Origin of the sequence: Micromonospora sp. NPDC127501 (genome assembly GCF_040302185.1) — a bacterium.
Taxonomy (GTDB): Bacteria; Actinomycetota; Actinomycetes; order Mycobacteriales; family Micromonosporaceae; genus Micromonospora.
Window position 1 is genome coordinate 159,150 of record NZ_JBEORJ010000010.1, and the last position, 25,556, is coordinate 184,705.

The 25,556-nt window shown below is 69.5% G+C and carries 25 protein-coding genes and 1 tRNA gene; 12 read left to right on the plus strand and 14 right to left on the minus strand.

Going from position 1 to position 25,556, the window contains the following annotated elements:
* Positions 1 to 100: 100 nt before the first annotated feature.
* Complete coding sequence (locus ABTW72_RS22735; protein ID WP_350861634.1) at positions 101 to 1,348, minus strand: MFS transporter; 1,248 nt, start codon at positions 1,346 to 1,348, stop codon at positions 101 to 103.
* 230 nt (positions 1,349 to 1,578) lie between these two features.
* Here ABTW72_RS22735 and ABTW72_RS22740 point away from each other — a divergent pair, with 230 nt between their 5' ends.
* The gene (locus ABTW72_RS22740) at positions 1,579 to 2,229 is read left to right on the plus strand and encodes a CGNR zinc finger domain-containing protein (protein ID WP_350861636.1); all 651 of its coding nucleotides are present in this window, start codon (positions 1,579 to 1,581) and stop codon (positions 2,227 to 2,229) included.
* Between the two features lie 148 nt (positions 2,230 to 2,377).
* Here ABTW72_RS22740 and ABTW72_RS22745 read toward each other — a convergent pair whose 3' ends face one another.
* Positions 2,378 to 2,980 carry a hypothetical protein gene (locus tag ABTW72_RS22745; protein ID WP_350861638.1) on the minus strand — a complete coding sequence of 201 codons (603 nt, stop codon included), beginning with the start codon at positions 2,978 to 2,980 and terminating at the stop codon, positions 2,378 to 2,380.
* Between the two features lie 131 nt (positions 2,981 to 3,111).
* Positions 3,112 to 3,645 (minus strand): hypothetical protein, encoded by a 534-nt coding sequence (locus ABTW72_RS22750; RefSeq protein ID WP_244166043.1) that lies wholly within the window; start codon positions 3,643 to 3,645, stop codon positions 3,112 to 3,114.
* A 1,178-nt stretch (positions 3,646 to 4,823) separates the two neighbouring features.
* Here ABTW72_RS22750 and ABTW72_RS22755 point away from each other — a divergent pair.
* Entirely contained in the window at positions 4,824 to 5,522 is a 699-nt protein-coding gene (locus ABTW72_RS22755) for a hypothetical protein (protein ID WP_350861639.1), read from the plus strand.
* An 85-nt stretch (positions 5,523 to 5,607) separates the two neighbouring features.
* Here the strand turns inward: ABTW72_RS22755 and ABTW72_RS22760 are convergent, their stop codons facing one another.
* A complete protein-coding gene (locus ABTW72_RS22760) occupies positions 5,608 to 6,171 on the minus strand; it encodes a hypothetical protein (protein WP_350861641.1) in 564 nt (187 codons plus the stop codon).
* The gene (locus tag ABTW72_RS22765; protein WP_350861643.1) at positions 6,168 to 6,737 is read right to left on the minus strand and encodes an RNA polymerase sigma factor; all 570 of its coding nucleotides are present in this window, start codon (positions 6,735 to 6,737) and stop codon (positions 6,168 to 6,170) included. Before ABTW72_RS22765 ends, ABTW72_RS22760 begins: the two co-directional genes overlap by 4 nt.
* A 308-nt stretch (positions 6,738 to 7,045) precedes the next feature.
* Here ABTW72_RS22765 and ABTW72_RS22770 point away from each other — a divergent pair.
* Both ABTW72_RS22770 and ABTW72_RS22775 read left to right on the plus strand, forming a co-directional pair.
* Positions 7,046 to 7,118 (plus strand) — tRNA-Arg (locus ABTW72_RS22770).
* A gap of 293 nt (positions 7,119 to 7,411) precedes the next feature.
* On the plus strand, positions 7,412 to 8,653 hold the full coding sequence (locus ABTW72_RS22775; RefSeq protein WP_350861645.1) for an MFS transporter: 1,242 nt from the start codon (positions 7,412 to 7,414) through the stop codon (positions 8,651 to 8,653).
* Between the two features lie 65 nt (positions 8,654 to 8,718).
* Here the strand turns inward: ABTW72_RS22775 and ABTW72_RS22780 are convergent, their stop codons facing one another.
* Both ABTW72_RS22780 and ABTW72_RS22785 read right to left on the minus strand, forming a co-directional pair.
* The gene (locus tag ABTW72_RS22780) at positions 8,719 to 9,318 is read right to left on the minus strand and encodes a ClpP family protease (protein WP_350861647.1); all 600 of its coding nucleotides are present in this window, start codon (positions 9,316 to 9,318) and stop codon (positions 8,719 to 8,721) included.
* A gap of 137 nt (positions 9,319 to 9,455) precedes the next feature.
* Positions 9,456 to 9,953 (minus strand): helix-turn-helix domain-containing protein, encoded by a 498-nt coding sequence (locus tag ABTW72_RS22785; RefSeq protein ID WP_350861649.1) that lies wholly within the window; start codon positions 9,951 to 9,953, stop codon positions 9,456 to 9,458.
* 225 nt (positions 9,954 to 10,178) lie between these two features.
* On the opposite strand from ABTW72_RS22785, the gene ABTW72_RS22790 reads away from it, so the two are divergent.
* Entirely contained in the window at positions 10,179 to 11,192 is a 1,014-nt protein-coding gene (locus tag ABTW72_RS22790; protein ID WP_030329269.1) for a potassium channel family protein, read from the plus strand.
* Positions 11,193 to 11,261: 69 nt separating this feature from the next.
* Here ABTW72_RS22790 and ABTW72_RS22795 read toward each other — a convergent pair whose 3' ends face one another.
* Entirely contained in the window at positions 11,262 to 11,741 is a 480-nt protein-coding gene (locus tag ABTW72_RS22795) for a MarR family winged helix-turn-helix transcriptional regulator (RefSeq protein ID WP_350861651.1), read from the minus strand.
* An 82-nt stretch (positions 11,742 to 11,823) separates the two neighbouring features.
* On the opposite strand from ABTW72_RS22795, the gene ABTW72_RS22800 reads away from it, so the two are divergent.
* Both ABTW72_RS22800 and ABTW72_RS22805 read left to right on the plus strand, forming a co-directional pair.
* Positions 11,824 to 12,468, plus strand: coding sequence for an FMN-dependent NADH-azoreductase (locus ABTW72_RS22800; protein ID WP_350861653.1), 645 nt, complete (start codon positions 11,824 to 11,826; stop codon positions 12,466 to 12,468).
* A gap of 465 nt (positions 12,469 to 12,933) precedes the next feature.
* Positions 12,934 to 14,691, plus strand: coding sequence for a trypsin-like serine protease (locus ABTW72_RS22805; RefSeq protein WP_350861655.1), 1,758 nt, complete (start codon positions 12,934 to 12,936; stop codon positions 14,689 to 14,691).
* 76 nt (positions 14,692 to 14,767) lie between these two features.
* On the opposite strand, the gene ABTW72_RS22810 is transcribed toward ABTW72_RS22805, so the two are convergent.
* The 3 genes from ABTW72_RS22810 to ABTW72_RS22820 form a co-directional block, all read right to left on the minus strand.
* Entirely contained in the window at positions 14,768 to 15,802 is a 1,035-nt protein-coding gene (locus ABTW72_RS22810) for a 2-oxoacid:ferredoxin oxidoreductase subunit beta (RefSeq protein WP_124854264.1), read from the minus strand.
* Positions 15,795 to 17,642, minus strand: a complete 1,848-nt coding sequence (locus tag ABTW72_RS22815; RefSeq protein WP_112581690.1) for a 2-oxoacid:acceptor oxidoreductase subunit alpha — start codon at positions 17,640 to 17,642, stop codon at positions 15,795 to 15,797. The genes ABTW72_RS22810 and ABTW72_RS22815 overlap by 8 nt, the downstream gene beginning before the upstream one ends.
* Positions 17,643 to 17,923: 281 nt before the next feature.
* Positions 17,924 to 19,402, minus strand: a complete 1,479-nt coding sequence (locus ABTW72_RS22820; RefSeq protein ID WP_350861657.1) for a hypothetical protein — start codon at positions 19,400 to 19,402, stop codon at positions 17,924 to 17,926.
* A gap of 129 nt (positions 19,403 to 19,531) precedes the next feature.
* On the opposite strand from ABTW72_RS22820, the gene ndhC reads away from it, so the two are divergent.
* Complete coding sequence (gene ndhC, locus ABTW72_RS22825) at positions 19,532 to 19,909, plus strand: NADH-quinone oxidoreductase subunit A (protein WP_112673889.1); 378 nt, start codon at positions 19,532 to 19,534, stop codon at positions 19,907 to 19,909.
* Between the two features lie 66 nt (positions 19,910 to 19,975).
* Here the strand turns inward: ndhC and folP are convergent, their stop codons facing one another.
* Entirely contained in the window at positions 19,976 to 20,845 is an 870-nt protein-coding gene (gene folP, locus ABTW72_RS22830) for a dihydropteroate synthase (protein ID WP_350861659.1), read from the minus strand.
* Between the two features lie 156 nt (positions 20,846 to 21,001).
* Here folP and ABTW72_RS22835 point away from each other — a divergent pair, with 156 nt between their 5' ends.
* Positions 21,002 to 21,625, plus strand: a complete 624-nt coding sequence (locus tag ABTW72_RS22835) for a DivIVA domain-containing protein (protein ID WP_350861661.1) — start codon at positions 21,002 to 21,004, stop codon at positions 21,623 to 21,625.
* Positions 21,622 to 22,119, plus strand: coding sequence for an SRPBCC family protein (locus ABTW72_RS22840; RefSeq protein WP_091394820.1), 498 nt, complete (start codon positions 21,622 to 21,624; stop codon positions 22,117 to 22,119). Before ABTW72_RS22835 ends, ABTW72_RS22840 begins: the two co-directional genes overlap by 4 nt.
* Here the strand turns inward: ABTW72_RS22840 and ABTW72_RS22845 are convergent.
* Complete coding sequence (locus ABTW72_RS22845) at positions 22,064 to 22,984, minus strand: sterol desaturase family protein (RefSeq protein WP_350861663.1); 921 nt, start codon at positions 22,982 to 22,984, stop codon at positions 22,064 to 22,066. The genes ABTW72_RS22840 and ABTW72_RS22845 overlap by 56 nt on opposite strands.
* Before the next feature lie 113 nt (positions 22,985 to 23,097).
* Here ABTW72_RS22845 and ABTW72_RS22850 point away from each other — a divergent pair, with 113 nt between their 5' ends.
* Complete coding sequence (locus ABTW72_RS22850) at positions 23,098 to 23,679, plus strand: DNA-3-methyladenine glycosylase I (RefSeq protein WP_350861665.1); 582 nt, start codon at positions 23,098 to 23,100, stop codon at positions 23,677 to 23,679.
* Between the two features lie 13 nt (positions 23,680 to 23,692).
* On the plus strand, positions 23,693 to 24,316 hold the full coding sequence (locus tag ABTW72_RS22855; RefSeq protein ID WP_350861667.1) for a hypothetical protein: 624 nt from the start codon (positions 23,693 to 23,695) through the stop codon (positions 24,314 to 24,316).
* Here the strand turns inward: ABTW72_RS22855 and ABTW72_RS22860 are convergent.
* The gene (locus ABTW72_RS22860) at positions 24,313 to 25,554 is read right to left on the minus strand and encodes a DUF1501 domain-containing protein (RefSeq protein WP_350861669.1); all 1,242 of its coding nucleotides are present in this window, start codon (positions 25,552 to 25,554) and stop codon (positions 24,313 to 24,315) included. The two genes, ABTW72_RS22855 and ABTW72_RS22860, sit on opposite strands and share 4 nt — an antisense overlap.
* Positions 25,555 to 25,556 lie beyond the last annotated feature (2 nt).

Genomic DNA, 25,556 nt, shown 5'->3' on the forward strand with positions numbered 1-25,556 from the left:
ATGCGGCGGCCCGGCGCGGAGGACCACTCTCCGCGCCGGGCCGCTCTTTGCCACCCCAGGTCGTGCTCGCGCACCAGTAGCTCAGGGGACGCCGCACCAGCTATGTCCGCACGCTGCTGGCCGGCGGCTTCTCGGCATCGCGGCTGGGGATCGGTCGCACCGACCAACTGCTGTGGTCGAACTTGTGGTTCCTTCCCCTCCTGCGGGACATCTCGTGGCCGGCGAGCAACGCGATCGCCACGGCCGTCAGCAGGCCACCGAACAGTGGAATGACGCGCACCCCGGCCGTCGCCAGCAGACCCGCGCCGATCAACGAGCCGGCCGCGAGGCCGAAGTTGAACGCGACGCTGAGGCTGGCCGACGCCATGTCGGTTGTCGACGGGGCCACCTGCATGACGCGGTGCTGGATTCCCGCGATCAGCGAACTGAACGACATCCCCGCCACGGCGAGCAGCGGGACCGTCAATGCCTTGCTCGCGCCGACTCCATAGAGGCCGAGCATCGCGGCGGTAAGGAGCCCGAGTAGCACCAGCACGACACCGAGCGGAAACCGGTCCAGGACACGGCCGACCGCCCAGGTGCCGGCGACGCCGAACGAGCCTTGAACGAAGAGCAGCAGGCCGAGAGACGCTGCGGCGAACCCACTGACGTCGAGGAGGAAGACGGTCATGTAGGTGAACGCGCCCATGGCGCCGGTGACCGCGAGGATGGTGGCGAGGAGGAGCACGACGAAGCGGGGCCGGTCCGGTATCGGCCCGGTGTCGCCGGCACTCTGTTGTTGCGGTGTGACGCTCGGGAGGAGCAGGGCGACCGCGACGCAGGTGACGAAGCCGAAGACGGCCATCGCGACGAAGGCCGCCCGCCATCCGGCCTGCCCGCCCAACCAGGTGCTCAGCGGCACCCCGAGAACCGGGCCGAGCGCGTTACCGATCGACAGTCGAGCCACGATGCGGCCTCGGACGTTTGCGGGGAACATCGAGATCGCCACCGGGAACACCACCGCCCAGAAGACACCGTTGGTGGTGGCGGACACCAGCCGCGCGGCGAGTAGCACCTCGTAGGAGGTTGCGAAGGCCGACACCGCCGTCGCCGCGGCGAACACACCGAGGGCGCCGGCGAGCAGTGGGCGCCGGGGCACACGCCGAGTGACCCGGGTCAGCGGGAGCGCCACAATCATGACCACCACGGCGTACCCGGTCACCAGCAGACCGGCCTCGGACCTGGAGCGTCCCAGGTCTGGCGCGATCAGCGTGAGCAAGCCGATCGGAAGCACTTCGGTGGTGACGTAACAGAAAGTGGCGGCGGACAACGCGGCGAGGGCATAGACCGCGCGTCGTTCGTGCGCCATTTGGCTACCTCCAGGTTCTGAACGAGGTGTAGCGATCGGCCGCCACGGCTGAGGCACCGTGATCCCGCCTAACTGGGTTTTGACGGTAGCATAGGCAGTTGTGCATCCCTCGCTCTTTTCGCGCTGAGGACCCAAATCGTCGCGCTGGTTGGGATGCAGGGTGGCACAGCGGGGCAGGCGTCGGCGCAGAGCCAACCGCCTTAGATAGTTTCAGTGGTAGCATCGCTGGTATGCCACTTGACGTGTGTCAGCTACCGTTGGTCGGCGGCCACCCAGCACTCGATCTGGTCAACACGCTGGAGCGAGGGGGCGAGTCGCCGCACGACTTCCTGACCGACAGTTCCGCTCTGCTGCGCTGGTCGGGTCGGGTGGGCGTGGTCAGCGACGCGGAGGCCGACCAGGTGGGCCGGGCGTGGCACGACGAGCCTGCGGCGGCCCAGGCGGGGCTGGCCGCCGTACGGGACATCCGTGAAGGGCTGTGTCTCGTGCTGCTCGCGGCGATCACCGACGCGGACGGTGGAACGGCGGGTGACCCCATCGCCGCCGGTGCCGCGCTGGTCGCTCTACATCAGCGCTGGTCCGGCGCGGCCGTTCGAGCGAGATTCGTGCTCGACTCGTCGCAGGTACGGCTGGTCTACGGCACGGTGCCGGCCATGCTGGTGTCGGACCGGATCGCCGAGTCCGCCCTCGACGTCATGCTGACGGCCGACCTGACCCGGGTGCGCCGCTGCCCGGTGCTCGAAGGTGGCTGTGGCTGGCTGTTCCTCGATCAGAGCCGCAACGGTTCCCGCCGCTGGTGTCGCATGGCCGACTGCGGCAACGCGGTGAAGGCGCGACGGCTCACCGAACGTCGTCGCGCCGCCCGGCCTGCCAACTCGTAGCAGGTCGACCGTCTTCGACCACCACGCACGGCGGCGGGGTGGTTGGACCGACACCGGCCCAACCACCCCGCCTACGAGACCGTCACCGGACGATGCCGCTGTCAGCTGATCGTGTGATCACCTGGTCAGCCGGGCTGTCGCGACAGCGTCACTTACCACCGAGAAGCCGGAGATGGGTGGCGTTGAACGTCTGGTTGTACGGCCGCACGCAGGCGTCGTGTCGGGCGTACGCCTTGTCCTCCAGCTTCTGCCCGGCCTCGTCGCTGAGCGCCTCGGCGCGCTTGCCCACGTACTCGTGGATGCCGTCGACCGATGTGACGCCGTATCCCTGGGTCGTCATGCAGGCGACGTACGCCTTCTCGGCTGACTGGACCGTGGGGTCGGACTTGGCCTGGGCGAGGATGGCCTCCGCGCGTCGAAGCCCGGCGTCCACGTCGACCCGAGCGGCGGCTTGCAACGTGCTGTCCATGCAACCGGCGGCGGCGTCCGTGCCCCAGAGAGCATCCCCCCAGGCCTGCTGCTGCCGGGGCTCCAGCCCGGCCACCAACAGCTCGTTCGGACTGGGCGACGTGCCACGCGCGGCGGATGCCTGCTCCACTGCGGCCCTGATGTCGCGGCCGTCAGCCTCAGCTGCGGCGCGCGCCTCCTCGACCAGGAGGTCGCCCGGAACGGTCACCTCGTATTCGAAGCCCCGCTCCTTCATGCAGTCCGCCACCAACTGCTCGTGGCGAAGTACCTGATCGCGGATCAAGCTGGGCTGTTCGCTGTGGGCCGCTGGTTGAAGGATGACGGAGGCGCCGATTGTGGCCGCGATGAGTGCGGCTACCGACAGCAATGCACGGTTACGACGATTCGAGTTGTCCATGTCAGAGGTCCGATCTCTCAGCTGACTACTTGGAGGAAGCCGTTGGACTTGTCGTATGCGGCGTTGAACCGGTTGTGCAGATGGGTGCGGTCGGTCTGGTTAATCTTGATGCACCCGTTGGACGCGTAGTTGGAGTTCGTCCATCCGGACGTTCCTTGCGAGTGGATGAACAGTTCGGTGCGGGTGGTGGAACCCGAGCACTTCTTCGATCCGAGGTTCCAGACCCAGCCGCGGACGACCTCGTTGCCCCAGGTCTTGTTGATGTGCTCGAAGCGGGTGCTGTCCCTTCCGTCTGCCCAGTAGTAGCCGTTGGGCAGCCATCCCTGATTGGACAGGCATTCGTTGGTGCTCCCGTTGCCGCTGCCGGCACGCTGGCTGATGCGGTAACGCACGCCACCCACGCTGACGTACGCCGTGAGCGTGCTGTTCAACGCGCTTGATGGATTCTTGTCGAAGTCGAACCACGGAGCGGAGTTGCCGGTTCCCTGAACCGCCTCGGTGTAGGCCAGCGCGGGTGCCGACCCGCCGGTTGCGATCAGGGTGACGGCCACTCCGATGACCAGTAGTGCGTCCAACATTCTTTCGGACAGACTTCTGCGATGCGACAAGATGCTTTCCTTTCAACACCTGAGGTGCATCTGTGTCGTGGAAATGCAGCGCACGACCCACAATTGCGGGGCGCCCCCGTTCCGCGACTTGGTCGGCCGACGTTATCCCGATCGCGGCTGGGGCGGGACCCGCAGTGATCATTACCTGCCAAAAGCCTGGAATTGGGCAAAAACTGCCGTCAATGGAACTGGCAATCGTGCATTCGACGGCCGGCTTCGAGATCTGGTGCCGGCCTGTTCCGGGCATCCATTGCAGGGCGCGCGGGGAGGGTTCCGCCCCATTCCTCCCGGTGAATGTTCTTGTCGCTGTCCGTGAGGCAGGTGGGCGCCGACCCCTTGCGCGGATACGCCGCGGGCCGGCGTCGTTCAGGTGGGTCGGCAATCTGACGGAGTTCGCTCCTCGGCGTCCTGGCGCTCATCGTCGCCGGGGTGGTTGTCGCCGCCCGACGAGACCGGGGCGCCAGGTGGCCGGCGATCCTGCTGCTCGGGCCGGTGCTGCTGCTCGGGCCGAAGTGCCCCACGGGTGAATCAGCCAGCGCTGCGAGAAGCCCCGGCAGACCAGGTGAAAGCCGGCGCTGCGGACGAGCGCGTGGCGGCGCGGGCGCTGTTGGCGGCGAGGATTGGCCAAGCCGACGAGTGCCGCCGAGGCCGCTAGGGGAACCCGGCGGGTGCCGCGCATCGCGTGTGATCCAGATTCTGCGAATCGCACTTCTGTCGCTAGCTCACTCACTGTCCACGACGCACAACGTCGGTCAGCAGGTTCTTCTGCTGGGGCCAGCACGGATCGTCACCTTTCAATCGGACATTTGTTGCATTGGGTTGCTCCGCTCGTGGTGGCAGCTGGCAATCAACGGGCAACCGGAGTCCACTCGCCTGTGGTAGAAATTGTCAACGCGAGATTGATGCCAGCTTTTTTGGCCATCTTGCCTGCGCAGCCGTGAAACGGGGGAGGTTTCAACGGAACGTCACTGAGAAGAACACTGCCACGCCTGCTGTCGTATCAACAGGCGATGATCATCCTGCGATCAATCGGCCGCAGGACCTCGGGTTACCTCTAAGAGGTCACAACCGAGAAGCGATTCCTCATGCTGGCACACAATGCTTGGTGAAAGGACTCCACTGTGCGCATTTCTATGTTCCGGACGGGGCTGACCGCTCTGTTGACGACTGCCGCACTCCTCGCGTCGCCCATCGCCGCCTCGGCGGCGCCGAGCGCAGGGACCTCACCGACGCCTGCCGACAAGGTGAACGTGGGCGCCTACGACTGGAACAACGCCACGGTCGCACCGACCAAGGCCCAGCTGCAGCAGGGCATCGACGATGTCATTTCACGCACGCCTGGCGCGCGCCAGATCGACCAGACCACCGTCGAAATGGCACCCGGTCTCACCATGCGATTCCGCAGCCCGGTCAAGGACGGTGCCAGGCAGGCTGACTCGCCGATCGTCCCCTTGGCCTCCTGCAACATCTACTACGTCTGCGTCTACACGGACCGGCAGTACGGCGGCGAGGAACTTGTTTTCTCCGTCTGCGGTCGCGAATGGAACCTGGGTAACTACGCCTACTCTGGCGGCGGCTACTGGAACGACCGGATCTCGTCCATCACGAACCAGCAGTCCTCCGGCACCACCTCGTACTTCTACAACTACAACGGTTCGGGTAACTGGAGCAAGATGGTGACCGTTGGATCGAAGCAGTATCGGTCGAACCTCGCCTTGGACACGAGGGAGGACGGCGTCTCCGGAAGCCCGAATGACAAGATCGACGGAGTTCACGTCTGCGGCTCGGTCCCCTCGCCTTGGAAGCCGAACTACCCGTGATCGTCCTCCGATAGGGCATCGGCATCCTTGACAGCGAAGTTCCGCTGGCCTTCCCGGCATGCTCACCGGGAAGGCCAGCGGTCTCTCAGTTGCCAGTCGGAGCGACAAGCATTTTCACGGAACCGCAGGTCTCGGGCGCGTTCTTGAACTGTTGACCGTCGAGAACGTAGACGAGCTTGCCCCACGTCGGAGCCGGGGACTCAGTGCCACCCGGTGACGGGCTCGGGTCGACGCGCTGGACGCAGGCGTACAGGTGAGCGGGCGCCTCGTCGCTGAAGATCCGTTCCCAGGATCGGCGGCAGGCGTCGACAGGAGTTTCGCCATCCCGAGCCACGGCTTCACCCATTCGACGCATGCCCGCCGTCCCGCAGACGAACGCGTCGCCGTTGGCTGGCTGTGCTTCCGGCGGTGCGACCGGCGCGTGGAAGCCGCCAACCGCTGCGGTCGCGCCACCTGCGAAGATCGCTCCAGCAGCGACCATCGCCGCGATAATCGGGATTCGCTTCCGCGAACGCTTCTCCGGCTGCCGAGGCACTTCCAGGATCCGGGCGAGCATTCTCTCTCCCTGTGGGCTCGTCGTGAAGTCGACCCGGGCAACCGGCCGCGCACGAGTGATCAGCTCTTCGGTCTCGCTACCCTGCCGCTTCACTGCAATCCCCTCATGTACGCCGTCAGGCTGTTGTCCGGCACCAGGCGCGTATCGACCGAGTGGGCCTCATATAGTTTCTTGAACCGGCGACGCGCCCGGTGCAGCCGCACCGCGAACGTTGCCGCGGTGCACCCCAGCACCTTCGCCGACTCCCCGCCGCTGAGGTCGTACCAGTACCGCAGGAGCAGCGCCTCGCGGTCGGCTTCGGGCAGCTTCGCCAGGGCCGCCACGACCTCGGTCCGCCCCTCCCACAGGGGGCCACCGCCAGGACCGGGGTAGTGCTCGGCAGTCGAATTCAGGCGATCCTGCAGTGCCGACTGGTCTGCGCGGTGCCTGTGCTGCTGCAGTAGGAGGCGCCGCGCGACGCCGAACAGCCACGGGCGCTCCTCGCCCACTCGGATGGTTTCTAGTCGCCGCCAGGCCACGACGAAGACCTCAGCCACGAGATCCTGGGCGTCGTCCCCGCTCAGTCGATCGCTGGCGTAGGCGTAGATGGCATTGCCGTGTCGTCGAAACAGGTCGGTAAGGCGTTGGTGGTCCGCGGCGGTTGTGTCGGCGTCCGGCACCATTCCTCCAGGTGGTGGTCTCACACCAGTACTTGTCGTCGCGCGCCGACTTTCTTACCGCAGACTTGAAAATTCTCGCGCGCCGACGACCCGTTCGGACGTCGCGCTCGCGTGGACAGGCACCAGTGCGCAGCCCGCCGCGTCGTACGCCTGGCTGGCCAACGTACCGTCCGGGCCGGTCGCAACCGGGGTCGTGTGCTCAAGCCGTGGTCATGAACTGGGCAGACGCGGGCCCGGGTGACGGGGTGAACGTCGGCCACTCCCTGCCACCCCCGCTGGGCGCCCAGGTCGCTAGACTGTGCCCTCGCGCCCCCGTAGCTCAGGGGATAGAGCATCGGTTTCCTAAACCGTGTGTCGCAGGTTCGAATCCTGCCGGGGGCACGCAATCGCGAAGGACGGCGACGACCTCGCGGTGACCGATCGGTCTGGCGCGAGCGAAGCTGTCTAGCAAGATCTTGAGCAGCAGCGTCGTTCGGCCCTTCCCGCTGCATCCCCTGATCCCGTGTCCTGCCCGAGCAGTCAGCATGGGTCTTCGCCTGGTACTCCAGCCCGGGGATCTTGTCTTTGGTTGAGCCGCCGGGGGCCGCGGCGCTCAATTGAACAGCCATTTCGCCTGCCAGGCGCTCATCGAACCGTAATGATCACAATCCCGCCTGGAGCACTATGGTAAGGGGATGTCTGCCGATAAACCCCTTACCTTGTGGGCGGGACGCGTGGCGGCGCTGCTGGGCATCGTGCTTGTCGCGCTCACCCTGCGGCAGACGGTTGCGGTGATGTCGCCGATCCTCGGCGACATCCGGGTGGACATCCCGATATCGAACATCGGCGTCGGGCTGCTCGGCACGTTGCCACCGATCCTGCTGGCGGTATCGGGGTTCGTCGCGCCGCGCGTCGCCCGCGGAATCGGCCTCGACGGCGGCATCGTGCTGGCGCTGCTGCTCATGACCGTCGGCCATCTCGTGCGCGCAGTCGCCCCGGGCTACGCGGTGCTGCTCGTCGGCAGTGTCGTCGCGCTCGCCGGCACGGGCATCGGCAATGTGCTGCTGCCGCCGGTCGTGCGGCGCTACTTCCCCGACCGGACAGCGCTGCTGACCGCCATCTACGTCTGCATCCTGGGCGTGAGCACGGCCCTGCCCGCCGCGGTCGCCGCCCCGGTCGCCGAGCAGGTCGGATGGCGGTTCTCGCTCGGCATATGGGCGGCGACCTCGGTAGTCGCGCTCGTTCCGTGGCTCGTCATCATCACGCGGGAGCGCCGCGGACGACTCTCGGACGCCGACGCCGTCGAGCCTCCGCCCACCACCCTCGTCACGCGACTGTGGCGGTCACGCGTGGCCCTGTCGATCACCGTCGTGTTCTCGACCAGCACGATCCTTACCTACGCGTGTTTCGCGTGGCTGCCCGAGATCCTCGGCGACATCGCCGGCTCGACGCCGACCGAAGCCGGTGTGCTGCTCGCCCTCACCGGCCTCATCAGCGCCCCTATCGCGCTCATCGCACCCCTGCTCGTCGCGCGGCTGCGCGCTGTCAGCCAGCTGATCGCCGCCGGTACCGCCAGCTTCGTGCTCGGCTACCTCGGCCTGCTGCTCGCGCCCAGGACACTCACACCGCTCTGGGTGCTGCTCATCGGCTCGGGCTCGATCCTGTTCCCGGTCAGCCTCGTACTCATCAACGTACGCACCCGAACCCAGGGCGGCACCGTCGCGCTGAGCGGCTTCGCGCAGGGGATCGCGTACGCGCTCGGCGCGCTCGGTCCTCTGATCGTCGGGCTGCTGCACGACCTGAGCGGCGGATGGACCCTGCCGCTGCTGTTTCTGCTCGCCGTCGCCCTCGTGGCGGCCATCCCGGCGTTCACGCTGGCCAAGCCCGCGTTCGTTGAGGACGAGCTCGCCCGCTCCTACTCCAGCCGAGGATCGTGATCACTGTTCGATGAGCGCCTCTTCGGCTTCTCAAGTCTGGTGGTACCGGAGCCACCAGACGTTGATCAGAGCGTTGGCAGCTGTTCGGCTCGGGTGACCACCTGGTCGATGAGGCCGTACTCCCGGGCCTGCTCGGCGGTGAACCACCGGTCCCGGTCCCAGTCGCGCTGGATCTCGTCGAGGGTTCGTCCACTGTGTTGGGCGATCAGCTCCTGCATCGTCCGCTTCACGTGCAGCATGTTCTCCGCCTGGATGGTGATGTCAGCGGCGGTTCCGCCCATCCCGCCGGACGGCTGGTGCATCATGATCCGCGAGTGCGGCAGCGCGTACCGCTTGCCGGCCGTACCCGCGCAGAGCAGGAACTGCCCCATCGAGCCGGCGAACCCGAGCGCCAGCGTCGCCACGTCGTTGCGGACGTAGCGCATCGTGTCGTAGACAGCCATTCCCGCGCTCACCGAACCGCCCGGCGAGTTGATGTAGAGGTAGATGTCGCGGTCGTCGTCCTCGGCGGCGAGCAGCAGGATCTGAGCGCAGATCTGGTTGGCCGACTCCTCCGTCACCTCGGTGCCGAGGAATACGATCCGCTCCCGCAGCAGCCGCTCGAACACCTGGTCACCGAAGGACGGCTGCCCGCCCTCCAGCATCCGCACGTGGTACCCGATCATGTGCCGCCGCCTTCCGCCGTGCCGGCGGACGGTGGGGACCACCCGGTGGACCGGCCCCTTCAGCGTGCGGGCGACGGCGGTGGCTGGCCCAGTGATTCTGCCGCCGGCAGATCCGCCGACGGCAGAACCCACGCGGCCTACGCGACGGTCAGCCGCCGCAGGCCCAGCCGGGTCTGTGCGCAGTCAGCCAGGGCGGCGGTACGCGGACCGGGGCGAGAGCCACCAGCGGAGACTTTTCCATCGACGCTGAGGGTCGGCTCGCTCGCCACCGGCCCGCGGTGCAGGACGAACCCGCCGACACGTGGACCCACCAGCAGGGTGGCGTTGCCGATCTCCCGCCGAGTCGCATCGACCCGCTCCAGGTGGGTGAGCGCGGCGCGCGGCGCGGCCGGGAGGCGCGGCTCGACCCGGCGCATGTCGTCGCGGGCTTCGCCGAGCAGGTCGGCGAGGCTGATGCCGAGCGCTCGGCAGATCGCCGCCAGCACCTCCGACGAGGCTTCCTTCCGGCCCCGCTCGACCTCCGAGAGGTAGGGCACGGAGACGTCGGCCGACGCGGCCACCTCGCGCAACGTGCGGCCCTGACGCTGGCGGTGGCGGCGCAGCACCCCGCCGATCACTCGTCGCAGTAACGACATGCCGGCCTCACTCTCGCGGTCGTCGTCGGGAACACCCTCATCATGCCCGCCCTCGGCCCTTCGGGCCGACCCGTCCGGGTCCGCGCCGCTCCGACGGCGCGGACCCGAGGCTCTCACCGGTGCAGGTGGGTGTGCGCCTCGCCGCTGTGCGACCCCGACGTGCGGTCGCCCGTGTACCCGCTATGTTGTGGGCGTGCAGGCGACGGCGGGGGAGCAGGTTCGACGGTGATCCATTTTCCCGCACAGCGTCGGGGCCCACTGAGCGCGCTGAGCCTTCGGCTCGCCGCCGCCCTGGGCCTGGTCTTCGCCGTGGTCGCCGCGGTCTACCTGGGCCGGGACGGCTACCGCGATGTCAACGAGGACGGCCTCACCCTCCTCGACTGCTTCTACTACGCGGTCGTGTCGCTCTCGACCACCGGCTACGGGGACATCACGCCTGCCGCGCCGTCGGCCCGGCTGGTCAACGTCCTCTTCATCACCCCGGCCCGAGTGATCTTCCTTATCATCCTGGTCGGCACCACTCTGGAAGTTCTGACCGAGCAGTACCGGACCGGCCGTCGCCTGTCGCGGTGGAGGAGAGCCGTGAAGGACCACGTCATCATCTGCGGCTATGGCACCAAGGGGCGCAGCGCTGTCTCCGCCCTGATGGAGAACGGTCTGGACCGCTCGCGGATCGTGGTGGTGGAGCGCAGCGCCGCCGCCCTGCGGCAGGCCACCTCCGCCGGCCTGGTGGCGATCGAAGGCTCGGCGACCCGCTCGTCGGTGCTGAACGAGGCGCACGTCAAGAGCGCCAAGGCCGTGATCATCGCGACCGACAGCGATGACGCGTCGGTGCTGGTCGCGCTGACGGTTCGGCAGCTCACCGCCGGGCAGGTCCGCATCATCGCGGCGGCACGGGAGGCGGAGAACGCCCCGTTGCTCAAGCAGAGTGGCGCGCACCATGTGATCGTCTCCTCGGCCACGGCCGGCCGGCTGCTCGGCCTGTCCACCTCGGCACCGCCGCTGATCGACGTGGTGGAGGACCTGCTCACTCCCGGCCAGGGCATGGCGCTGGCGATGCGTTCCGCCGAGCGGGACGAGGTGGGTCGCTCGCCGCGCGAGCTGGAGTCGTTGGTGATCGCCCTGGTGCGGCGGGGCAAGGTGGTCACCCTGGCCGACCGGGCCGGCGCGGTGATCGAGACCGGCGACATGTTGGTGCACGTACGCGACGACCGGCCCCAGTCGGCCACCACCGCCTGACCGTCCTACCGCCGCCGGCTGATGTGAGCGCTGGCATCCCGCCGCTGTCGCCGCTGTGCTGGGGCGGCGTCAGCAGGTGTCGTCTGCGACGCAGATCGCCTCGGTGCAGTTGACCGCCGTGCCGCTGGAAGCCCGGCTGAGCAGTTTGTAGAGCGTCTCCCGCTCGGCGGGATCCAGTGCGCCCAGCACCTCGTCCTCGGCACCGGCCAGGGCGCATTCGGCCTCACTGAGGCGTTTTGCCCCATCTTCGGTGAGTTCGACGACGTGTCGGCGGCGATCCTCGGGTGAGCGCCGACGCTCGATCAGCTGCTTCGCCTCCAGGTCGTTGAGCAGCCCGACGATGTTGGTGCTGTCCATTTCCAGGATGGTGGCGAGCGCCTGTTGCCCGGTGCCGCCGCCGGCACGCAGCACGGTGAGCGCGACCAGATGCCGGGGGCGTAGCCCCAGCGGCGCCAGCACCGACTCCGACCGCAGTCGCATCCGCCGGGCCAGATGGTCCAGGAGTGCGCCCGAGCGGTGCTCTGAGGAGTCGAGCGGCTGCGCGGACATGTGACCCAGTCTACCGACTCCGCGGAACATCGGCCTGCTATAAATAGTTGGTGCTTCACGAACGATCCCTGAAGGAGGAATGATGCATCTACTGCATATCGACTCGAGTATCCGCGGTGACTGGTCGGTCAGCCGGCGGCTCACCGCCCGCGCGGTCGACGCATGGCGTGCGGCCCACCCGGACGGCACCGTGGCCTACCGGGACCTGGGCGCCGAGCCGCTGCCGCACCTGGACGCGGAGGGTGGGCTGGCGCGAATGACCCCTCCGGACCAGCACACGCCGGCCCAGCGTGAGTCCTGGCAGCTCAGCGAGCGGCTCGTCGACGAGGTGAAGCGGGCCGACGTGGTGCTGCTCGGCCTGCCGCTCTACAACTTCGGTGCGCCCAGCAGCGTCAAATCCTGGGTGGACCACCTGATCGTTCCCGGGCTGGCGTACGACCCGACGACGCAGGAGGGCCTGCTCGGCGGGCGCGAGTTCGTGGTGCTGGCCACCCGGGGCGGTGGCTACGGCGAGGGCACCCCTCGCTACGGCTGGGACCACGCCGAGCCGTGGCTCCCGCACGGCCTGTCGATGACCGGCATGCAGCCGCGCTTCATCAGCGCCGAGCTGACCCTGGCACCGTCGGTGCCGGCGATGGCCGAGCTGATCCCGCTGCACGAGGCGAGTCTCGCGGCGGCCGAGAAGGAGATCGACAATCTCTGGGTGCCAGCCGGCGCCGCCCGCTGACCGCTTGTCCCTCGTCGTCCGGGGGAGGCCGATCCACAGCGGAACGGCCATCCCTCGGGGGCGGGACATCCAGTTTCTGAACACCAGGCGGCTTGACGCCACAACCGTCCGGATGAGGCGCGGCTGCGCTGACCCCGTCGCTTTATCGCGGTCCGGTTGCGGATCATGGAAAAACCTCGTCGCAGGGCAGCTTCCCGATCGAACCCTTGCTACGGTGTCTCGGCTTAGAGCTGTCAATGGGTGTCGCTGCCGGGGCTTGCCGGTGCAGCGTCGTTGGCGCAGGCACGACGGGGAAATCTTCAATTTCGGCGGACTCGCCCTGGTGTGGTTTGTCGTTCACCCGTCGCGTCCCACGCAGGTCATCCCGGGCAGTTCCGAGTGCCTCGTTAATCGAACGACGGGAAGCAATCAGTGGCTGAAGTGGCAACATCCGCAGGAGCCCGACGGCGGTGGTACGCCGGTGTCGTGGCGGGCCTCGCTCTCACGGGCGTGGCGGCCGTGGCACCCACGACCAGTGCTAGCGCCGCCCCAGCCGGCGGCGCGTACGACGTGGCGAGCAGCTCGCGACCGGACCGGTTGAGCAAGCTGCCGAACCTGCACAAGGGGAAGCTCACGCTTCCCAAGCCGGGCGCCCAGGGCCGGACCTTCCAGTCCGGTACGGGTGCCTCTCCCAAGGTCTTCCAGGGGACCCTGGCGAGCGCCTCCGAGTTTCCGTACATCGTGGGTATCGTCACCACCCTCCAGGACGGCCCGGACTTCTACTGGTACTGGTGCACCGGCACCATCATCGCCCGTAACAAGGTGCTGACGGCAGCCCACTGCACCGCCGACGGGCCCGGCACCACTCGGGTCATCGCCGGCAACGACCGGCTGGTCGACAGCAACGGCCAGCTCGTCGGTGGCAGCGGGTTTGTCGCCGAGGTCGGTTCGACCTGGACCCACCCGGGCTGGAACATCGCCCAGCAGTACGAGAACCCCGACACCGCGCCCATCGTGGACGACGTCTCGGTCCTCACGCTGAAGCAGAACCTGCCCAGCGCCTACACCGCGGTGCCGTTGAGCGCCCAGGGTGACCAGACTCCGTACGTGGCTGGCACGCAGGCCCAGATCGCGGGCTACGGCGTCACCACGTCCGACGAGCTGGAGCCGGACAGTCGGCTGCGCAAGGCGACCGTTCCGATGCGGTCCAACGAAGACTGCAACGTCCCCGGGCTCTACCTCGCCGATCGCATGATCTGCGCTGGCTCGGGCACCGACACCGCGCCGAGCAGCGACACCTGCGGGGGTGACTCGGGCGGTCCGCTGCTCGTCAACGGGGTCCAGGTCGGCATCACCGACTGGGGCTTCCAGCCGTGTGGCTCGTCGCCCGGCTACTACGAGCGGTTGAGCTACTACAACAACTCCATCAAGGCGGACCTGACCCGTCCGCCGCTAGTCAACGCGGACTGGACTGGCGACGGTCACACCGACCTGCTCGCCCGTGACGCCGCCGGCAACCTGGGGTTGTTCTACGGCAGTGGCTTCTCCAACGACGGGTACGGCGGCTTCTACGGGAGCCAGCAGATCGGCGCGGGCTGGGGCATCTACAGCCGGGTGTTCCGCGTCTACAACTGGAAGGGCGACAAGAAGCCCTCCATCATGGCGATGAAGCCCAACGGTGATCTGTTCCTCTACGAGACCGATGGCCGGGGCAACTTCGTCGGCGGCGCCCAGAAGATCGGCACCGGATGGCAGGGCTTCACCGCGCTCATGGTGACGAACAACTGGCTGGGCAACAACCGGCCGAGCCTGCTGGTGCGCAAGTCCAACGGCGACCTGGTCCGCTACACCAGCAATGGTGCGGGCGGCTGGGAGAACCCCCTCGGCACCAAGATCGGCACCGGCTGGAACGGCTTCAACCTGTTCCTCACCCCTGGGGCCTGGAAGGGCGACGGGCGTGAGGTGCTGATCGGTCGTACCTCGACCGGCGACCTGAAGATGTACCAGTCCGACAGCAAGGGCGGCTGGACCAACCCGCTCGGTACCAAGATCGGTAGCGGCTGGGGCGGCTTCAAGAACATCATGGTTCCGGGCGACTGGAGCGGCGACAACATGATGGACATGCTCGGCGTTGACGGCAGTGGCCGGATGCGGCTCTACACGACCAACGGCTACGGCCAGTGGATCGACTCGAGCGGCGCGGTCATCGGCACCGGCTGGGGTGCCTTCAACCTGGTCTTCTGATCAGGCTGTTCACAGCAGTAACGGGAAGGGCCCGCAACCGAACGGTTGCGGGCCCTGTCCCTTTCAGTTCCGAACGTCAGATGATCGTCCAGGTGTCGCCGCTGCCCAGCAGGCCGGCGAGCTGCTGCTCGGGGGTCTCGGTGACCTTCGCCTTGGCGGCCGCGAGCTGAGCCTGCACCACGCTGTCGTAGGACGGTCGGTCCACCGAGCGGAACACCCCGATCGGAGTGTTGCGCAGGTCCAGGCCGGGCAGCCGGGACAGCGCGAAGGCGTAAGCAGGGTCGGTCACCGTCGCGTCGTGCACGACGATCTCCTCCGGGCGGACCGAGTTGGTGTCCCGGACCTCCAGGCCGAAGCCGCCCGGCGGGTGCACCACACAGAACTGCCCGTCGGCGCCGAAGGTGATCGGCTGCCCGTGCTCCAGGCGGATCAGGTAGTCGTCCCGGGTGGACGGGTCCTTGAGCTGGTCGAACGCCCCATCGTTGAAGATGTTGCAGTTCTGGTAGATCTCCACGAAGGCCGAGCCCTCGTGCTCCGCGGCGGCCCGAAGCACCGACTGGAGGTGCTTGCGGTCGGAGTCGATGGTGCGGCCCACGAAGCTGGCCTCCGCCCCGAGAGCGAGCGAGAGCGGGTTGAACGGGGCGTCCGCCGAACCGGCCGGCGTCGACTTGGTGATCTTGCCGACCTCGGACGTCGGAGAATACTGGCCCTTGGTCAGGCCGTAGATCCGGTTGTTGAACAGCAGGATCTTGAGGTTGACGTTGCGCCGCAGCGCGTGGATCAGGTGGTTACCACCGATGGAGAGCGCGTCGCCGTCGCCGGTGACCACCCAGACCGACAGGTCCGGCCGGGACACGGATAGACCGGTCGCGATCGCCGGGGCCCGACCGTGGATCGAGTGCATCCCGTACGTGTTCATGTAGTACGGGAAGCGGGACGAGCAGCCGATCCCGGAGACGAAGACGGTGCGCTCCCGGGGGATGTTCAGCTCCGGCATGAACTGCTGGATGGCTGCCAGGATCGCGTAGTCACCGCAGCCGGGGCACCAGCGCACCTCCTGGTCGGACTTGAAGTCCTTGGCGGTGAGCTTGACGGCGACGGGCTCAGACATTCTTCAGCACCTCTTCCAGCGTCGTCTCCAGCTCCGCGGCGGTGAACGGAAGGCCGCGGACCTGGTTGTAGCTGATCGCGTCGACCAGGTAGCGGGCCCGGATGACGTGGGCCAACTGGCCCAGGTTCATCTCCGGGATGACCACCTTGTCGTACGAGCGGAGCACCTCACCGAGGTTGGCCGGCATCGGTGCCAGGTGCCGCAGGTGCGCCTGGGCGATGGAGAGGCCACGCTGGCGGACCCCGCGGCACGCCGCGCCGATCGGCCCGTACGTCGAGCCCCAGCCGAGGACCAGCACCCGGGCGTCGCCGTCCGGGTCCTCCACCTCGATGTCCGGCACCGGGATGGTCTCGATCCGGGCGGCCCGGGTGCGCACCATGAAGTCGTGGTTGGCCGGGTCGTAGGAGATGTCCCCGGTCTTGTCGGCCTTCTCCAGACCGCCGATCCGGTGCTCCAGGCCCGCGGTGCCGGGGATCGCCCACGGCCGGGCCAGGGTCTCCGGGTCACGCAGGTAGGGCAGGAAGGTGGTGCCGTCCTCGCCGTTGGGCTTGGTGGCGAACTCGACCCGCAGGTCGGGCAGCGACTCCACGTCCGGCAGCAGCCACGGCTCGGAGCCGTTGGCGACGTAGTTGTCGGACAGCAGGATCACCGGGGTGCGGTAGGTGAGCGCGATCCGGGCCGCCTCCAGCGCCGCGAAGAAGCAGTCCGACGGTGACCGGGGCGCGATCACCGCGACCGGCGCCTCACCGTGCCGACCGTAGAGGGCCATGTTGAGGTCGGCCTGCTCGGTCTTGGTCGGCATGCCGGTCGACGGGCCGGCGCGCTGCACGTCCACGATCACCAGCGGCAGCTCCAGCGCCACCGCGAGCGAGATCGTCTCGCTCTTGAGCGCCACGCCGGGGCCGCTGGTGGTGGTCACGCCGAGCGACCCGCCGTAGGAGGCGCCCAGTGCGGCGCCGACGGCGGCGATCTCGTCCTCGGCCTGCACGGTGAGAACGCCGAAGCGCTTGTGCTTGCTCAGCTCGTGCAGGATGTCCGACGCGGGCGTGATCGGGTACGCGCCGAGGAAGACCGGCAGCCCGGAGCGGACCCCGGCGGCGACCAACCCCAGCGAGAGCGCCGCGTTGCCGGTGATGTTGCGGTACGTGCCCGGCTTCATCTTGGCCGGCTTGACCTCGTAGCGGACCGCGAAGTCCTCGGTGGTCTCGCCGAAGTTCCAGCCGGCCTTGAAGGCGGCGACGTTCGCGGCGACCAGCTCCGGACGGGCCGCGAACTTGCGCTCCAGGAAGCGCAGCGTCGACTCGTAGGGCCGGGAGTACATCCAGGAGAGCAGGCCGAGCGCGAACATGTTCTTCGACCGCTCGGCGTCCTTCTTGGACACCTGATGGGCGGCGAGCGCGCCGACCGTCATCGAGGTCAGCGCCACCGGGTGCACGACGTAACCGGCCAGCGAGTCGTCGTCCAGCGGGCTGGTCTGGTAACCGACCTTGGCGAGGTTGCGCTTGGTGAACTCGTCGGTGTTGACGATGATGTCCGCGCCGCGCGGCAGATCGGCCAGGTTGGCCTTGAGCGCCGCCGGGTTCATCGCCACCAGCACGTTGGGCGCGTCGCCCGGCGTGAGGATGTCGTAGTCGGCGAAGTGCACCTGGAAGCTCGACACGCCGGGCAGGGTGCCGGCGGGAGCCCGGATCTCGGCGGGGAAGTTTGGCAGCGTGGAGATGTCGTTGCCGAGCTGCGCCGTCTCCGAGGTGAACCGGTCGCCGGTCAGCTGCATGCCGTCGCCGGAGTCACCGGCGAACCGGATGACCACGCGGTCGAGTTGACGGATCTGCTTGGTCACTGTGCCACCTTCGTTCGCGACTGCGGGGCTTGCCCGGCCACGGAACCTCCTTGACGCAACGCTTCACCGCACCGCCCCAGGCTGGTCCGGCCGCTGTCGTTCCTCACCTGAGAGCCTACGTCTAAGGGAGCCCTAACCATCCCCGGAGGTCCGCCGACTGGGACCCGAAGTGGTCGCGAAACGCCCACATTTGCGGTGTTACGCCCCGCCCGCCGTAATTCAGATCACCAACCGGGTCGCACCGACGACCCCGGCCGCGCGGCGCCGGGGTCGTCCGTCGATCAGTCGGTGGGGTTGGGCGCGGGCTCGGGCGGCGGGCCGCCGAGCCGGCGGCGCAGCGAGGTCGTGGCCAGTGTGAGAGCCAGCACCACCAGCAGCGTGGAGACCGCGATCAGGATCACCGCGGTGCGCTGCACCGAGGTCAACCCGCCGTCTCCGGTCGCGGCACCGGCGGGCAGTACGCCCTGCGAGCCGGTCGGTGCGGGCGGGGAGACCACCGGCGTGGCCAGTGCGGCCGCCGCGGTGATCCGGAAGCTCATCTGCACCCGACGGGTGGGGCCGCTGCGTGGATCGAGTTGACCGATCACGGCCCCGGACAGCGGCGCTTCCCGCTGCGCCTGCGGCGTCGCCTCCACCGGCAGTTGCATCTCGGCGGTCGTGCCCGCCAGCACCAGACCGGCGTCGCAGCGGGTACGCGTCGGGTCGACCGCCACGCAGCCGATCGGTGGGGCCGGCACGGTCACCCCGGCCGGGAGGACGACCTCGACCCGGCCGGCGGCGTCCACCGCGCCGGTGTTGCCCAGTCGGAGCGTGAGGGTGCTGGGGCCGCCGCTGATGTCGAAGGCCACCTCGTCGGCGGCGAGTGCGATCCCGGGCACCGGCGGGCCGGCAGGGAAGAGCACCGCGAAGCCCTGGTCGTCGGTCGCCTCCCCGGCCGCTCCCGGCGCGTCCGCGATGACCTGGACCGAGCCGCTGAGCGGCATCTGCTTCCACGCCGTGCCGGCGACCCGCAGCCGCAGCACGGTGCTGAACCGGACGCCCGCTCCGGCGGTCCAGGCCCCGCAGCGGTACGTCCCACCACCGGCGGCCGCGCAGCCCTTCGTGCCGACGTCGGTCAGCCCGGCGGGCAGCGTGTACGAGAGTCGGATCTGTTCCGTGGTGGTACCGGTGTTGTGCACCGTGACCTGGAGGGTGGCGGCGGTGCTCGGCGTGTTCCAGTACGCCTCGGTGAGGGTGACGTCGCCGGTGGTGACCTGCACGCCCAGCGGGCTCTGCGGCGGCGGCGCCGAACCCGGCGCGGGCGGGCGGACCGTCGGCCCCGGCGGTGTTGGCGGGGCGGGGGGCGCCGTCGGTGGCACCGGGGGAGCCGGGCTGGGCGGTCGGGTGGTGCCGCCCGGTGCGGGCGCGCTGGTGGTCGGCGCTGGCGGAACCTCCGGGGCGGTGGTCACCGGTGCCGGCGGCGTCGTCTCCGGTGGTGGTGCGGTGGTCTCCGGTGCCGGCTCGGTCGGCTCCGGTTCGCCGCCCGGGTCTTCGGTAGGGGTGGGCTCCTCCGCCGGTGTGGTCGGGGGCTCCTCGCCGCCCGGCTCGTTGACCGGCTCGGCCGAGGTCGCGACCGGGTCCGCGTCCGGTGCGGCCGCGCTGGCCCAGGCCGGCCCGACGGCGAGCGCCGTGAGTAGGCCGAGCGCGAGCGCGGTCGCCAGCAGGGGCGTGGAACGTCGCCCCTCCGCCCGGTTACCGGGCGATGCCTTCACGCGGGCCATCTGTCCTCCGGTGACATGGGTGGGTGTCCAATATTCGGTAACAGTTGCCCCTGTGCACTAGTCCCATCCGGAAACAAATCCGTAACGTGTTTGGGACGGCCCGTCCGGGCGGACGGTAGGCTGCCGACTGTGAACGGATACCTGGGCTCGTACGCGACGCTCGGGCTCCTGCTGCTCGTCAGCGTTCTCTTCTTCGTTACGGCGTTCTCGGCCAACCGGGTGTTACGCCCGGCGCGTCCGGCCGACCCGCCGGGCAAGCGGGCCAGCTACGAGTGCGGGCTCGACCCGGTCGGTGCCGACTGGGCGCAGATGCAGATCCGCTACTACGTGTACGCCTACCTGTACGTGCTGTTCGCGGTCGAGGCGGTGTTCCTCTTCCCCTGGGCGGTGGTCTTCGACCGGCCGGGCTTCGGACTGGTGACGGTGGTGGAGATGGCGGTGTTCGTGGCCGTGCTCGCGCTCGGCATCCTCTACGCCTGGCGTAGGAACATCCTCCGCTGGACCTGAGCGCTACTGCCTCCGGCGATCGTGTCGGCCGTCCGGCCGTTCGCTGTCGGTTACGGCGACGACCGGTCAGGCGAGTCCCCGGCGGGTGGCCGTGGGCGGGCGGTCGCCTCGGATCGAGGCCACCATGTCCAGCACCCGGCGGGTCGGGCCGACCTGGTGGGCCCGGAACACCCGTGCGCCCAACCACGCCGAGACGGCCGTCGCGGCGAGCGTCCCCTCCAGTCGTTCGGCAACCGGCAGGCCCAACGTCTCACCGATGAAGTCCTTGTTGGAGAGCGCCACCAGCACCGGCCAGCCGGTCGCGGTCAGCTCGTCCAGTCGGCGGGTGATCTCCAGCGAGTGCCGGGTGTTCTTGCCGAAGTCGTGCGCCGGGTCGATGAGGATGCCGTCGGGGCGTACCCCTGCCGCCACCGCGCGCTCGGCGAGCCCGGTCACCGTCGCCACCACGTCGGCGACCACGTCGGTGAAGGCGGCCCGGTGCGGCCTGGTCCGCGGTGTGAGCCCGCCGGCGTGCGAACAGACCAGGCCGGCGCCGGTCCGCGCGGCCACCTGGACCAACGCGGGGTCGACGCCCGACCAGGTGTCGTTGAGGAGGTCGGCCCCGGCCGCCACGGCCTCGATCGCCACCTCGGCCCGCCAGGTGTCGATGGAGATCACCACCTCCGGAAACGCGGCTCGGACGGCGGCGATGGTGTCCACCGTCCGCCGGATCTCCTCAGCCACGTCCACGTCCGCGCCGGGGCCGGCCTTGACGCCACCGATGTCGATGATGGCCGCGCCCTCGTCCACCGCCCGCTCCACCGCGCGCAGAGCGCTGTCGGCGGCGTAGGTGGCCCCGCGGTCGAAGAACGAGTCCGGCGTGCGGTTGATGATCGCCATCACCACCAGCTCGCCGGGGGCGAACGTGTGCCCACCCAGCCGAAGCGCCCCGGCCATGCCCGCCTCCTGGAAGTTCGCGCCGTCGCCGCCGCGTCGGCCGGTCCCGACGCTAGTCGGTCGCCTGTCCACGATTCCGGGCGGGCGTCGGCACCGATCGTGATCGAGGCGGGTGGCGGGGTCGCTCCCGGCCGGTTGCCATGCCACGATCAGTACATGGGTCAGCTTCTGCTCCTCCTGGTCGTGGCGTTGACCGTCGCGGCGGTGATATTCGGCGTGACGGTGCTGGTCAGCGGGCGTGATCCCGGCCTGGTGCCGGCCGAGCCGGATTCGCAGGCCGTGGCGTTGCCGGGCACCCGCCCGTTGCGCGAATCCGACGTGGGGGCGGTCCGTTTCGACACCGGGTTGCGCGGGTACCGGATGGACCAGGTCGATCAGGCGTTGCGCCGTGCCGCCTACGACATCGGTTACAAGTCCGAGCTGATCGGCGTACTGGAGTCGGAGGTCATCGCCTTGCGTGAAGGGCGCACCGACGACGCGGACGTGCTGCGGCAGGCCCGCGAGCAGTCCGCCAGCAAGGTGACCACCACCAACGCGGCCGAGGAAGCGGAGCCGGGCGAGGCGGCGGAGCCGGGCAAGGACGCGTCGCTGACCGGCGAGGCGGGCTCGGCCCCGGTCGGTTCAACGACTCCAGGCCCGCTGCCCGCTGCCAGCTCGTCCCCGGCGGATTCCGACGGGGTGGCGCCTGCCGCCGCGCCCGCCGACGACGAGTCGGCCGATCGTGAGCAGGCCGCCGACACCGAGCAGCGCGACGCGGTGGTTCGGTCGGAGTCGGCGTGACCGAGCCGGAGGGCGCTGACGATCTTCGCGAGGCGGCCCGACCCGGCGCCGGTGAGGTGACCGCCACGGTGATCGTCGAGGCCCCGGCGGAGCGGGTGTTCGCCGCGCTGCTCGCCTGGGAACGTCAGTCCGACTGGATCCCGTTCACCCGCGTCCGGGTCGTCGAGGGCGACGGGCGCGAGGGCAGCCGGATCGAGGCGGTGACCGCGCTCGGCCGGGCGACGCTGCGCGACGAGATGCGGGTGGTCCGGGTCGACGAGCCGTACGAGATCGGCGTCGTCCACCACGGCCAGCTGCTGCGCGGCCCGGGAGTGCTGCGCTGCACCCAGCTGGACCGGGACCGCACCCAGGTGGTCTGGCACGAGTGGTTCCACCTGCCGGGCGGCCGGGCCGGTCGACTGGCGTGGCCGGTGCTCTGGCCCGGCTCCAAGCTCGGCCTCACCCAGGCGCTGAAGAGGTTTGCCCGTCTGGTCGAGCAGGGCCGGCTGCCCTGACCGGGGAGCCCGGTGCCGGCTGCCAGCCCGGTGCGCGGAAGAGATGCCCGACCCGGTGCCGCCAGGTCACCGCGGCGCGCAGGTCCCGGGCGATCGAGGCGTACTCGTGGAAGGCCACCCGGACCGGGTTGTAGCTGCCGACGTTCTTGGTCAGGCCGTACACGCAACGCTCCCGTTCCGGCGCGAACGACTTGAAGAGCCGGTCCCAGACGATCAGGATGCCGCCGAAGTTGCGGTCCAGGTAGCTGCCCTGCGACGCGTGGTGCACCCGGTGGTGCGACGGGGTGTTGAACACCGCCTCGTACCAGCGCGGCATCCTGTCGATCCGCTCGGTGTGGATCCAGAACTGGTAGAGCAGGTTGACCGAGCCGCAGAACGCGACAACGGCCGGGTGGACGCCGGCCACGATCAGCGGGATGTAGAACACCCAACTGGTCAGGCCGGTCCAGGGCTGGCGCAGGGCGGTGGAGAGGTTGAACCGCTGCGACGAGTGGTGCACCACGTGTGAGGCCCAGAGGATGCGGATCACGTGGTGGCCGCGGTGCGACCAGTAGTAGCAGAAGTCCTGCGCGAGCAGGATCAGCGGCCAGGTCCACCAGAGCTCGGCGATCCGCAGCGGGGTGAGAGCGTAGAGCAGCGCGTACGCGGCGGCGATCGGCACCTTCCAGAGCAGGTCGGCGAAGATGCTGCCCAGCCCCATCGTCAGGCTGGTCGCGGTGTCGGCGCCGCCGTAGCCGACCTCGTCGTCGTCGCGGTGCAGCAGGTAGGAGACCCGCTCCAACACGATGAGCAGCACGAAGGCCGGGATCGACCAGGCGATGACGTCCGGGAACTCCTTCACCGTGCGGCCTCCGCTCGCCGTCACCGGTCGGGGCGCACCGTCGGGTGCCCCCGGCCTACCGGTCGGTAACAAGCACCATAGGCAGCCGGGCGGCCGGTGGCAATGGGCCGTCGGACCGATGCCCTAGCGTGTACGACGTGACTGACCTGGTGATCGGCGCCGATGGGCTGGCTCGCTGCGCTTGGGGGTCGAGCACCCCCGACTACGCCATCTACCACGACACCGAGTGGGGGCGGCCGCTGCACGGCGACGACGCGCTCTACGAGCGGATGACGCTGGAGGCGTTCCAGTCCGGGCTGTCCTGGCTGACCATCCTGCGCAAGCGTCCGGCGTTCCGACTGGCCTTCGACGACTTCCACATCCCGACCGTCGCCCGCTACGACGACTCCGACGTGACCCGGCTGCTCGCCGACGCCGGCATCGTCCGCAACCGGGCCAAGATCGAGGCGGCGATCGCCAACGCGCGCGCCGCACTGGAACTGCCGGAGGGCCTGTCCGCGCTGCTCTGGTCCTTCGCGCCGGAGCCCCGGCCAACTCGTCCCGCCTCGTTCGCCGAGCTGGCGCCGATCACCCCGGAGTCGACGGCGATGGCCAAGGCACTCAAGAAGCGCGGCTTCCGGTTCGTCGGCCCGACCACCGCGTACGCGCTGATGCAGGCCACCGGGATGGTCGACGATCACATCGTCGGCTGTCACGTCACCGTTGCGCCGGCGGCGTGATGAGATGGCAGGCATGACGACCGAGACCGCGCACCGGGCCGGTGCGGCCGGCAACGCCGACGGGGTGGGCACCTGGGCGGTGCTGCTGCCCGCCGAACGGTACGAGGCCGAGCGGCTCGTGCACCACGACACGCTGGAGCTGACCGGGCTGACCGACGTCGCCCGGCCAGGGCTGGGCGACCAGGTCGCCGTGCTGGTCGACGGGCCGCCACGGCTGGTGGCCCTCGGCCGGGTCTCCGCGCCGGGTCGACGCCACCGCGAAGACCCGGACGACCCGCAGTCGCCGACCGAGCCGGGCACGCTCGTCGTCGCGTACACCCGTCGGGCCTTCGACGAGCCGGTGCCGGCCGACCTGCTGACGCTCGACGGGCCGGTCACCGCGGTGGATCCGGCGGCCTTCCGGGCGCTGGTCGACCAGCTCCGCCCGCCCCCGGTGCGGCGCACCTGGCTGGTCAGCCTCGACCTGCCGATCGAGGCCGGCACGCCAGCCGAGGCGGTTCGGCTGTTCTGGTCCTACGTGCAGGAGTTGGGCCCGCGTGAGCTGCCCGCCTTCGTCTCGCCGGCCGGCGACGAGCTGGCCATGCAGGCGTTCGTGCTGGGCGAGCAGGCCAACCAGGACCCGGAAGAGGACGACTAGAAGAGCTTGTCCACTCGTCCCCGCCAGTCGGCGAGGACCGGGCCCGGGTCGGTGTCCAGCACCCGCTCCAGCAGCGTGGCGTAGACGTCCCGGAAGTCGGTGGTGTATTTCAGGTCGCCGTCGTCGAGGTCGGTGAGGCTCGGTGGTGCGCCGTGCCAGCCGCCCCGGACGCCCGCGCCGAGCAGCAGCACGTCCGAGGCGGTGCCGTGGTCGGTGCCGTCCGAGGCGTTGGCCCGTACCCGACGGCCGAACTCGGAGTAGACCGCCACCACGACCTTCCGGCCCGCCTCGGTGCGACCCATCCGGTCGGCGAACCCGGTCAACGCCCGGTCCAGCTGACCCAGCAGCACGGCCTGCAACTGCTTCTCGTCGGCGTGCGTGTCGAAGCCGCCCAGCGACACCGAGAAGACCCGGGTGGACACTCCCGCCTCGACGCACTGCGCGACCAGGTCGAGCTGCGCGTCCAGTGGGGTGCGGGCCCCGCCGGTGGCCGTCGCGGGGGCCTGCTCGCCGTCCGGATCCGCCGTGTCCGGGTCGGCGGAGTCGCGTACCTGGCGGATCATCTCGTCCACCGACCGCAGGTCGGCGAAGCAGGCGGCGGCCCGACCCCGGGCCGCCGACTCGCCCGCCTCGGCGGCGGCGAAGGCGGTCAGTGTCGCCGCGGGAAGCCCCTTCGCGGCCTTCCGGTCGGTCACCGGCACGGCCGCACCGGCGCTCTGCGCCCCGGCCAGCAGCGGCGGCAGCGCCGGCTCGAAGGAGACCGCCAGCCGGGGGTCGCCACCGGCGCGGTCCAGCCACCGCCCGAGCCAGCCGGTGTTGCCGGGCCGGTCCGGTTGCGCGGTGTGCCAGATGTCCATCGAACGGAAGTGGCTGCGGTCCGGTTTCGGGTAGCCGACTCCGCGCACGATCGCCAACCCACCGCCGGACCAGCGCTGGTGCAGGCCGGCCAGCGCCGGGTTGAGGCCGAAGTCGTCGTCCAACCGCCGCACCTCCCCGTCCGGGTACGCCAGCTCCGGGCGAGCCGCCCGGTAGGCCGGGTCGCCGTACGGAATGACCGTGTTGAGACCGTCATTGCCGCCGTAGAGGGTCACCAGCACCAGCGTGCGCGACTGCGGGTCCCGGTCCCCGCTGGTGTCCAGCAGGTCGCGCAGGCTGTACGCGCCGGCCCCGGCGGCCAACGCCCCCGCGCCGACCACCCCGCTGGTCAGTAGGAACCTGCGTCGGGTCAGGGTGTCCATGT

What these genes read in the sequence shown, in the direction of transcription:
- ABTW72_RS22735 (WP_350861634.1), bottom strand. Translation starts at nt 1,348, where the DNA reads ATGGCGCACGAACGACGCGCGGTCTATGCCCTCGCCGCGTTGTCCGCC.
- ABTW72_RS22740 (WP_350861636.1), top strand. Translation starts at nt 1,579, where the DNA reads ATGCCACTTGACGTGTGTCAGCTACCGTTGGTCGGCGGCCACCCAGCA.
- ABTW72_RS22775 (WP_350861645.1), top strand. Translation starts at nt 7,412, where the DNA reads ATGTCTGCCGATAAACCCCTTACCTTGTGGGCGGGACGCGTGGCGGCG.
- ABTW72_RS22780 (WP_350861647.1), bottom strand. Translation starts at nt 9,318, where the DNA reads ATGATCGGGTACCACGTGCGGATGCTGGAGGGCGGGCAGCCGTCCTTC.
- ABTW72_RS22785 (WP_350861649.1), bottom strand. Translation starts at nt 9,953, where the DNA reads ATGTCGTTACTGCGACGAGTGATCGGCGGGGTGCTGCGCCGCCACCGC.
- ABTW72_RS22795 (WP_350861651.1), bottom strand. Translation starts at nt 11,741, where the DNA reads ATGTCCGCGCAGCCGCTCGACTCCTCAGAGCACCGCTCGGGCGCACTC.
- ABTW72_RS22800 (WP_350861653.1), top strand. Translation starts at nt 11,824, where the DNA reads ATGCATCTACTGCATATCGACTCGAGTATCCGCGGTGACTGGTCGGTC.
- ABTW72_RS22810 (WP_124854264.1), bottom strand. Translation starts at nt 15,802, where the DNA reads ATGTCTGAGCCCGTCGCCGTCAAGCTCACCGCCAAGGACTTCAAGTCC.
- ABTW72_RS22820 (WP_350861657.1), bottom strand. Translation starts at nt 19,402, where the DNA reads ATGGCCCGCGTGAAGGCATCGCCCGGTAACCGGGCGGAGGGGCGACGT.
- folP (WP_350861659.1), bottom strand. Translation starts at nt 20,845, where the DNA reads ATGGCCGGGGCGCTTCGGCTGGGTGGGCACACGTTCGCCCCCGGCGAG.
- ABTW72_RS22835 (WP_350861661.1), top strand. Translation starts at nt 21,002, where the DNA reads ATGGGTCAGCTTCTGCTCCTCCTGGTCGTGGCGTTGACCGTCGCGGCG.
- ABTW72_RS22855 (WP_350861667.1), top strand. Translation starts at nt 23,693, where the DNA reads ATGACGACCGAGACCGCGCACCGGGCCGGTGCGGCCGGCAACGCCGAC.
- ABTW72_RS22860 (WP_350861669.1), bottom strand. Translation starts at nt 25,554, where the DNA reads ATGGACACCCTGACCCGACGCAGGTTCCTACTGACCAGCGGGGTGGTC.